The following is an 8,549-nucleotide window of genomic DNA, read 5'->3' as shown; positions in this document are numbered from 1 at the left end:
GGACTTCAGCGCGCATCGATCACAATCGCGCTTGCTGGCGAGGTAAAGCATCGTGGCACCATCGTTCACCAGCGCTCCGGTCGTGGTGAGGACCTTGCCGTCGGGACAGCGGTAGACGTCACCTGCGTGGTCATAGGTGAAGTCGTCGCGCGCGAAGATCCCGTCCGTGCGGGCCGACTTGTCGAACACTGTAACGTGCGGCTCAATCCCATGCTCGTGGACCAACCAGCCGAGCATCTCGGCCGAGCCATAGCCGCTGTCGCCGAGAAGCCGGCTCGGATAGAGATCGAACCGTTCCAGCGAGCGCTCAATCATGCGCTTGGCCGCCAGCACCTCCGCCTGCCGGATGGCCGTGGTCGCCTCGACATCGACGATGATCGCGTTCTCGATGTCGACCAGGTAGTTTGTCGAGTAGGCGAAGAAGGCTTGGCCGCCATGCGCCCCTGTCCAGCGCGCCGCCGGGTCGGAGGGCGACACGAACTTCGGCGTGACCTCGGTCGCTGCTCCGAAAGCGGCATCGTCGAGGACGGACAGATACTCATCGATCGCCCGGCGGCGACTTCCGGGGGTAGTCCCTTGTCGCCCTCGATCCCCTTCTGCCGGTTGGCATCCGCCTTGATCAGGCTCGCATCGACTGCAAATCCGTCCCCACCGACCAGCCGCTCCCGGATGCAGCGGCGCAAGACGCTCTCGAACACACGACGGAATAGGTCACTCTCCCGGAAGCGGCCATGTCTGTTCTTGGAGAACGTCGAGTGATCCGGCACCGTCCCATCCAGGCCGAGCCGGCAGAACCACCGGTAGACCAAATTGAGATGAACCTCATCGCACAGGCGCCGCTCCGATCGAATGCCGAAGCAGTAACCGATCAGGAGCATCCGGATCATCAGCTCGGGATCGATCGAAGGCCGGCCGATGCTACTGTAGAAAGGCGCCAAGTCCCGCCTAATCTGTTCAAGGTCGACAAATCTATCGATCGACCGGAGCAAGTGGTCGGCGGGAATATGCTTCTCGAGCGAGAACTCATAGAACAACGCAGCCTGTTCGACTTGCCGGTTCCCCATCATGACCTTCAGTCCTGCCAACTAGACAGACTGAATCACTGATATCTCTGCGCCGCAACTGCCGACTTTTTCAACGAAATCGACCCAAAGCGGACCGTCCGGGCATTCTTCGAATGACACCTGCTTTTAACTCAGCAGGGAAGTCGTGACGGGATGAAAATCAGTCGATCTTGATCTGTTCCGCGAGGCTACGTTGTGCTCGTGCTGCAACTGCGGCTGCTTGATCCATCTTGGGCAAGGATCGCTGCCGCCGCAGCCTGAGACACCGCAAAGTCTCAGGGTGAGAGGTGCTGTCGATCTTCACTGAAAGCCAGAGCAGAAATGCCATCAGGGCAATTGAGACTGCCACAACGTACAACTGATACGTATTCCTGTGCGGTCCCCCGTAGGCAAAGAGGAAGTTTGCGACGCCAAGTAAGATCAATGGCCCCAAGGGCAACACGTAATACCACATTAGACGTCGCTTATGTCTTGTGGTGAAATATCTTCGACAGCCAATGGATACGATCGCCAGCGTGCTTGCGTGTGCAGCAGCGATTTGTGTCCCCAGTACAATAATCATTACAGTTTTTATATAAGCCGCATACGTGCGATCGATTCCCGAAATATTTTGTTCTGTATCTATAAAAGAAATGTACCAAGCGTCGATCCAGCCCGCGTCGCGAAGCAGCTCTCGATGAGGGTTGCCTGTTCCACATTTCGCAGCCGCTTCGTCAAGCCTGAGCGCCTTAGTCGCTGTCGCGTCCTGAGGTGCTAGGGACAACGAACAGGCTAATTGTACGCCGAGCATTCGGCTCGCGATCAATCTGTGTGAGATATTCCCGTAAGCCATAAAGAGATACAGCAGGAGGATTGGAATGAAAGCGTGCAACCAGCTGAGGGGTATTGAGTTTCCGAAGAACTCCAAAGAATCGGATCGGCGGATGATGACGAGGACGGCTGTCGCCACAACGAGTGCCTGAGCACTAAGGTTGGCATCGAGTGCCGTAAGTCCGGCTTTGTAATCGCTGAGCGTGTGGTCGAAAAGATCTTTAAGATTTGAAGAGTCCACCGTGGCGACGGAAGTTGGAAAGTGAGGCGGCCAGCCTTTCAAGGCGTACACTGCACCGATGGCGAGCAGCGATACCGCGGCCACTACGTACGCGGGACCGAAGAGGTGCAGCAAAAATCCCATTCGCCTTTTGCCTGCTATCTTTGCCGACGGTCCAACTGGCTGCACCTGCTCAGTGGCGTCTCCCTCGGGTCGAGAGCCTTCCGACGTGGTTGCCATTGTAAATAGCCCTTCACGTAGCTCACCTTTTCAACGGGATCTGTTCCCATGGGTCCGAGAGCGGTTGTATCGCTGCCATCGTACACTTTTCACGTGGTCTTGGATAGTTCATGGATAAATTGATGATTCAAAGCGAAAAAGCCTCCAGAGAGCGACGGCTCTCGACTTCACCAATCCACCGACGCTTCCTGCCCTAACTCATGATGACATTTACTTCCGCATCTGGCCCTTACACCAAAGACACGACGCTTTACCAGGCAATAGTAATCCTCTCTGCCGGCCGCGGAATAGTCTCCCTTTATTTGGGTGCGACTGACAGGGGTGTCGCCACGGGCGTCTTGGAGGCGTGACGACAATTGGGTCCGTTCTGACCCAAACTCTTCACTGTGTGAAAGCGCAAGGTTGGCAAGACCGGTTTCGCGCAGAGCTGCAGGGCATCAGGATCCAATTTAACTACGAGCATAATTCAGCGCCTAATGCAGAAGCGCTGGCCGATCTTGGCATGCAATACAGAGAGCTTGTCACGAAGATGTCGGAGGAATGGGAGCGGATATTAAGCTCTCAGTCGGGCGGGCTAAACCTCAACCTGGGCAAGAAGAAAAGGAAGCCGCCCGAAATCTGAGCGGCTAGTTTTGACGCGACAAATCCAGATACGACCTCAATGTCGGCGTTATGGCTCCCGTCGATGTAAGCGATCAGCATTACGATTTCTTCTCCGGGGGCTGCTCAAGTACCATCATGAGGCCCATCAGGCGTCGAGCCATATCTGCCTGCTTCCTAAGCTCTTCTGGCTTTGCAAAATACTGGGTGGCCTTCAGCGTGTTTCGACTGACGTGCCTGGCTCCGGCGTACGTCCAGCTTCCGTGCGCCACAATGATACGAGCCTGCTGATTCAGCGCCCGGCACTGGTCGAAGTATTTCTTGATGGCCTTCTTAACTTCGGCGCTTGCGCCACGCATTAGGGTCTGCTCCGTGACGGTACAGAGCATGGCAAAATCGTACGGACCAATAATGATGTCGAACAGGTCTTCTTCCAATTGGAGGGCTCCAGCCAGCCGAGCCTTTATCGTAAACTCCAGCTGAGAAAACCAGAAAATGAAGTATCCGATTGCCTGATGGAGCGCGGCTTCCTCCCGGTCCTGCCGATCGTTGGCGATTTCGCGTGGCGATTTGGCCATGGTTCTGATCCGTGGGATTATTCCGCTGCCTTGGCTGCAAACTCGCTTCCAGGGCCATAAATGTTGAGCGTTGCGCCTCTGCAAACAAAGGCCCAATGCTCGGTGCTGGAGAAGCCAGGGGCTGATATCCTGATTGTGGCATCAAACAGGTGGTTTGTTCTCAGCTCCACAGAGGTCAGTGCCAGCATCAGGACGTTGTCCGTGAGCAGCGTCGGGTGCTCTTTGAAAATGGGCAGGTCGGGCGGCGAGGCTCTAACCCAGCGAAACCAGTGCATCGGCGTACCGAATTCGTTGTCCGCGTCGGGAAGGCGCTCGTAATCACCGTTGCCGACCACGATGAACTCCTCGGCGATGCCAATCTGGACCACCACGTGGTAGGCGGGCTGTGCGGCCCGGTTTGCTATCCGCGTCAAGAGATTGAATGGCGTGGACTCTTCGCGACCGCTTGGAAACTCGATCCGCTCGCGGACACCGCCCAGGAACGCTAGAGAGACAAAGAGGTCAGGCGTCGTGGCCCGCCCCATGACGTCGCGAATCTCCTGATCGTCCATCACGAGCTGCGTGGCTTCATAGCGGCGGTAGTAACGTTTGTCGGTGTGCTGGTGAGGACCTGTCTTTGTGGGCGGAATCGTCAGCACGAAGGCGTGATGACCCGGCGTAATTTCAATACGCTCGATCTCGACCAAGACGCGGGGCCTAAGTCTAGTGTTGAGGATCTGCTGTATCCATTCCTTGGAGATCTTGGGGTCGGCGACGCCAGCGTCGATTTTGGGCTTTTTGTCCTCTTCTTTGATCCCGTAGATGATCTGTCCGCCGGATGAATTGGCAAAGGCCGATACGTCCTTGCACATATCGTCCGCCTTCTCTTTGCAGAGGGCGTCCGACGACTTGTATTCCAGCGTAAGACCTTCCTCGAAGCCGCTCGCTTCGATCGATTTAAGGTCGTCCAATGATTTGATCTTCAAAAAGTCGGCCAAGGTGCACCTATTATGAAGTCGGGATGTCGAAGGCCATTCACGGTGAGCTGTAATTCCCGGCTATGATCGGAGGGCATTCCAAGCAGGTAACGAAACGAGGTCTCGCTCCGCTTAGGCAACGTCCGTTTGAGATGCGGATGTTTCGGAACGGCTTCCTGAATTGTTTGGAGGACGCCTGAGAAATTGCGGTTCCTATTGAACATGATGACGGCCGCCTTGGTGTCCCGCCAGCTCAGATACCCAAATAACTGATCGATGGTCTCCAAAAAGGCTTTCTCTCCGCCCCAAAACTTGCACTCGGCGATGAAAATGTTTCGGTCCTTAACCCGGATGAGAATGTCGGTCTTGCCGGCCAAGTTGAACGTCTCGCCCGTCGCCGCTCCCTCGAAGTGTCCGGTGAGCTGAACCAAAAAATGCTGCCGCAAGCTTTCCTCACCCATCGTCGTGAAGGCGGTAGGGCTCGGCTCCATGACTAGCGCCATAGAGTCTATGATGTCGAGAATTGCCTCGTAGTTGGCCTGGTCGAGGACCGGCTCAGGATTAAATGGAGCGGTTGTCGCGGGTGGCGTGGTGATGATCTTCCGCCGCGTAACTGGCGCCACATAGGTCTTTGGCGTGTCCTGCCTAGCTCGGATAGGAAAGGAGAGGCCAGCGACCATCTGTCGGGCCTCCAGTAGCTTTTTCTTGCGCGCCTCGATCTCGGGCCTCAACCGATTTGGCAGACTATTGCGATGCGCGTCCGCCATTGATTGCTGAGCTTTGAGGTAGTCTTCGATTTCCTGAATGCGCATCTTGAACTGGTTGTCGACGGCAGCGGGCTGGAGCTTTTCGCCGCGGATGGTCAGGATGAGATTGTTGTAGTGGAGGTTGCCCCGTATCGAGCCGCCCCATCGACCGGGGTTCACGTAGAACATGCCGGCTTCAACCTCGAACGGGATGATGAGCGCTAGCAACGTGCCTTGCAGGCGGACCTCCCGACCATAGTCAGGGCCACGGATTTCTACCTCGTGGGGGCCATCGATGTATGCGTGATCCGCCCGGAGTTTGGGGGCGGTGATCGTGTGTCGGGAGACAAGGTCGGCAATGATGTCTTCGGTCGGGGTGTTGAGTAAGGCGTCTGCGTCCATGCCTTGAACGGCGGCAAGCGCCTCCCGCACGTGGGCATCAACGTGATTGGAGAGATCCTGGTTAGCAAAGAGGGGGGCCGGGTCACCCAAGCTCAGCACGTGCACCTTCACGCTCAACCTCCGAGGCCGAATCGGTCGATGATTCTCCAAATCTGTCTGTGATTGCAATGGAAGTTGCTAACTTCCGGCTAGGGCGTGGACCCACAACGCGCTGCTAGCTACGTTCTCATAAATGGTTCGGGTGGCCATTTCGGTCGTCAGCGGGCGACCGGTGAGCCCATTCAGCGTGTCCGCTCTCAACAAACATAACGAGCCGACGCAAGTGGGCCTGGATGTGACCGCGGACCATGTTGGGCAGGCGGAAGCCGACCGGTGGAATTGGAAGAACGATTTGCTTAACCAGGCTAGCCCGCAGCCGGTCGACAATTCCGTTTAGGAGGTTGAGCATGTCGTCAGGCGTCTCGGCGGGACCTGAGACTTTTCAAATAATGGCATGCTTTCCTCGCTTATTCATCAATTCTGAAAATAAGAAATAAGACTCGACTCGTCGGGCAACTCAGTGGTCTAACTGGCTGCTGCGGCGAACAAAACTGGAACGTCTGATACCCTAATGCTATATCGTGGATAACCGTGCGAGTAAGCGGCCTTCTTACTTCGTGCTCACTAAGATAGGTTTAGCTAATCCCGCGGTCTCCTCACCTTAGAGGACAAGGACATGGTGATGAAGAAAACACCCGAGAGGGTGGATGATGGCGCTCGTCCTGAATCCGAAGCGCAGAAAATTGAAAGCGAGAAACGGTCCGACTTGGTCGAGATCGCCAAGCAAGGCGGCGAGTTCAAGAAGCACTATGGGAAATGGTGGGGCGGCTTTCTTCTGCTTAGCCTGGCCAACAAGGCATCGGGTCGTCGACCTTTTCTGTTGGGCGGCCTGCTTAGCCTTGTGACCGTAGCAGGCGGCTTGGTGCTGAAGTATGGTCTGCCAACGTTTGGTTGAGGAATATTGGCTTCATGGAATGGGCACCTAAGTTTGCGCCACCTTGGTCGTGGTTCTATCCTCTTGGTCATTCGATGGCGGCGCGGAGCACGATACTCATCCCAATTGTCGGCTATTTGATCATCTTCAACGATACCGTAGTGCGGTATCTTAACCTCGCGTCGGCTCTGGGAGCACCTGCTCCGGAGGGGCATGTTTCGATGCGGCTCATGCTGGTCTACTTCGGCTTGCTGTTCGTTGCGGCGGCGATGGCCATTTACTCTTGGTACTGTCCAAATGAGCCGAAATATTACGCCAGCCCTCATGCATACGTGGGCGGCGTGCAGGACAGCATAAACAAATACTCGGTAAGTCGTATCGAGAATGAGGTCGCCAACGCCGGTGAAGAGTTCGCGCAGCGATTCTGGCAGATGCGCGATTCCGGTAGGGGTATCTCATTGGATGCAGAAAAGCAGGCCGGACGGAGTGGACTACTTCATGTCTATTACGAGTTGAAGGATTACTCGCATCCATTGGCGCGTCGAACCACGCTTACGCTATACGCCATCGGATTCGGCATTATGCTCCTACCATCCGCGGATGTGTTTCTAAGAGTGGCCCGTTTGATGTTCAAAACGGTATTAGCGCAGATTTGGGCGTGATATTTTTTGGAGTTCGCTTCGATGGATGAGGAACCTAGATCGGTTTACTTCACTGATGCGAACAGCAGCCCGGAGCTATTCAAGGCAATCGGTCATTTCATATTTCAGTTTTCGCAGCTCGAATTTGTAATCCGGCACGCGCTAGCCAGCGCGCTCGGACTGAAGAGCAACAAGGATATTGACACCGTAACTTCACCCTATGACTTCAGGGTTCTTTGTGATGTCACGAGCGGGTACTTGCGCAGCCTGTTCGTTTCTGACCGCGAATTTCAAGAGCAGGTCAAGAAGCTATTCGATCGCTGTAAGAGCCTCAACGACGACCGCGTGAGGGTGGCGCATGGCACATGGATGGTGGATGGCGGAACGCGACACGTCTCACGTGGCTCGCTCACTTCGGCGAGTTATTTCATGACGCCTGGGGAGCTTGAGGGAAAGACGCAGGAGGCATTTGAATTGATGCGCCGGGTCATCGAACTCTCTCTTGGCCGAGTGATGGAAGTATCTCAATTGCCAAACTCGGAGTAGTTGTGCGCATACACCGTGCGGCAGCAACAAAATCGGCCAGAATAGCGTCCGCGTTCATCCCTGGCTGCGCATTCGCTAACCTCCCGGGCTCGACTTCGAGTCGGCATCTGCGCACAACTCTTGCGGCCGGAGCCCGCCGGAATAAATGCGCAGCCCGAATTGCGTCCGTTTGACCAGCGTGTGGATGAGCAACGCGGCTGCAGAGCAAATTGAGGTCGTGCGGAGATTGCGCTGCTCGACAGCTCGCTAGAGAGCATCACGGTGTCGCAATTGAAACTGCAAGAGTTTTGCAACACTAAGGTAAGACGTTTACCGCTTTTGATCGGTGGCGGCGTCGCTAGCGCACCACGCTCTAAAAATTACAGTCGCTACGGCTTCGTTATCAGTTCGACGCGGCTCTTCGATTGAGCTGCAAATCCGCTTTTCAACCTAACCGTCGCTCGCGTTGCGACGCTGGCAAAATATCTGGAACGTCCAAGCGGAGCGCTTGCAGACCAAAAGGCCCTATCAATGTCGGCAAAGGCACAGCCGACGTATTCCGGCGAGGGATTGGCGAGCTGCGGACCGGTGCTGCCCTTTCGGCGAGGGCTTGCTGAACTCGCAGCAGACGCCACGGCCGCTACTACCTCGACTTGAGAACAGGTCCGCGGCTTAATCCTCGACGTCAACAAGCGGCGATCCCGCAGTCCTGAAGGAATTTGCCGCAACTTATTGCCGGAAAAGCGTACGACGATTGTGCTACAATGGCGGCATGTGTCAGGCGCTGGGCTCAA

At 55.7% G+C, this 8,549-nt stretch carries 7 protein-coding genes and 1 pseudogene; 3 read left to right on the top strand and 5 right to left on the bottom strand.

What is annotated here, in order from left to right; genetic code table 11:
- The 5 genes and pseudogenes from J6525_RS41600 to J6525_RS41580 all read right to left on the bottom strand — a co-directional run.
- Positions 1-1,067, bottom strand: a pseudogene (locus tag J6525_RS41600) (transposase); the annotation flags it as partial.
- Between the two features lie 157 nt (positions 1,068-1,224).
- Positions 1,225-2,238 carry a hypothetical protein gene (locus tag J6525_RS41595; protein ID WP_225649005.1) on the bottom strand — a complete coding sequence of 338 codons (1,014 nt, stop codon included), beginning with the start codon at positions 2,236-2,238 and terminating at the stop codon, positions 1,225-1,227.
- A 797-nt stretch (positions 2,239-3,035) separates the two neighbouring features.
- Positions 3,036-3,512 (bottom strand): hypothetical protein, encoded by a 477-nt coding sequence (locus J6525_RS41590; protein WP_225649004.1) that lies wholly within the window; start codon positions 3,510-3,512, stop codon positions 3,036-3,038.
- 17 nt (positions 3,513-3,529) lie between these two features.
- Entirely contained in the window at positions 3,530-4,489 is a 960-nt protein-coding gene (locus J6525_RS41585) for an AlbA family DNA-binding domain-containing protein (RefSeq protein WP_225649003.1), read from the bottom strand.
- The gene (locus tag J6525_RS41580) at positions 4,474-5,727 is read right to left on the bottom strand and encodes a hypothetical protein (protein ID WP_225649002.1); all 1,254 of its coding nucleotides are present in this window, start codon (positions 5,725-5,727) and stop codon (positions 4,474-4,476) included. The genes J6525_RS41585 and J6525_RS41580 overlap by 16 nt, the downstream gene beginning before the upstream one ends.
- Positions 5,728-6,331: 604 nt before the next feature.
- Here J6525_RS41580 and J6525_RS41575 point away from each other — a divergent pair.
- Genes J6525_RS41575 through J6525_RS41565 form a run of 3 tightly spaced genes read left to right on the top strand, consistent with a single transcriptional unit; the run spans position 6,332 to position 7,776 of the window.
- On the top strand, positions 6,332-6,610 hold the full coding sequence (locus J6525_RS41575; RefSeq protein ID WP_225649001.1) for a hypothetical protein: 279 nt from the start codon (positions 6,332-6,334) through the stop codon (positions 6,608-6,610).
- Between the two features lie 14 nt (positions 6,611-6,624).
- Positions 6,625-7,251 carry a hypothetical protein gene (locus tag J6525_RS41570; protein ID WP_225649000.1) on the top strand — a complete coding sequence of 209 codons (627 nt, stop codon included), beginning with the start codon at positions 6,625-6,627 and terminating at the stop codon, positions 7,249-7,251.
- A 21-nt stretch (positions 7,252-7,272) separates the two neighbouring features.
- A complete protein-coding gene (locus tag J6525_RS41565; protein ID WP_225648999.1) occupies positions 7,273-7,776 on the top strand; it encodes a hypothetical protein in 504 nt (167 codons plus the stop codon).
- The last annotated feature ends 773 nt before the right edge of the window (positions 7,777-8,549 follow it).

Source organism: Bradyrhizobium australafricanum (assembly GCF_020329495.1).
GTDB lineage: Bacteria > Pseudomonadota > Alphaproteobacteria > Rhizobiales > Xanthobacteraceae > Bradyrhizobium > Bradyrhizobium australafricanum.
Note: the sequence above shows the minus strand (reverse complement) of the source record. Positions and strands in the feature narration are given on the sequence as shown.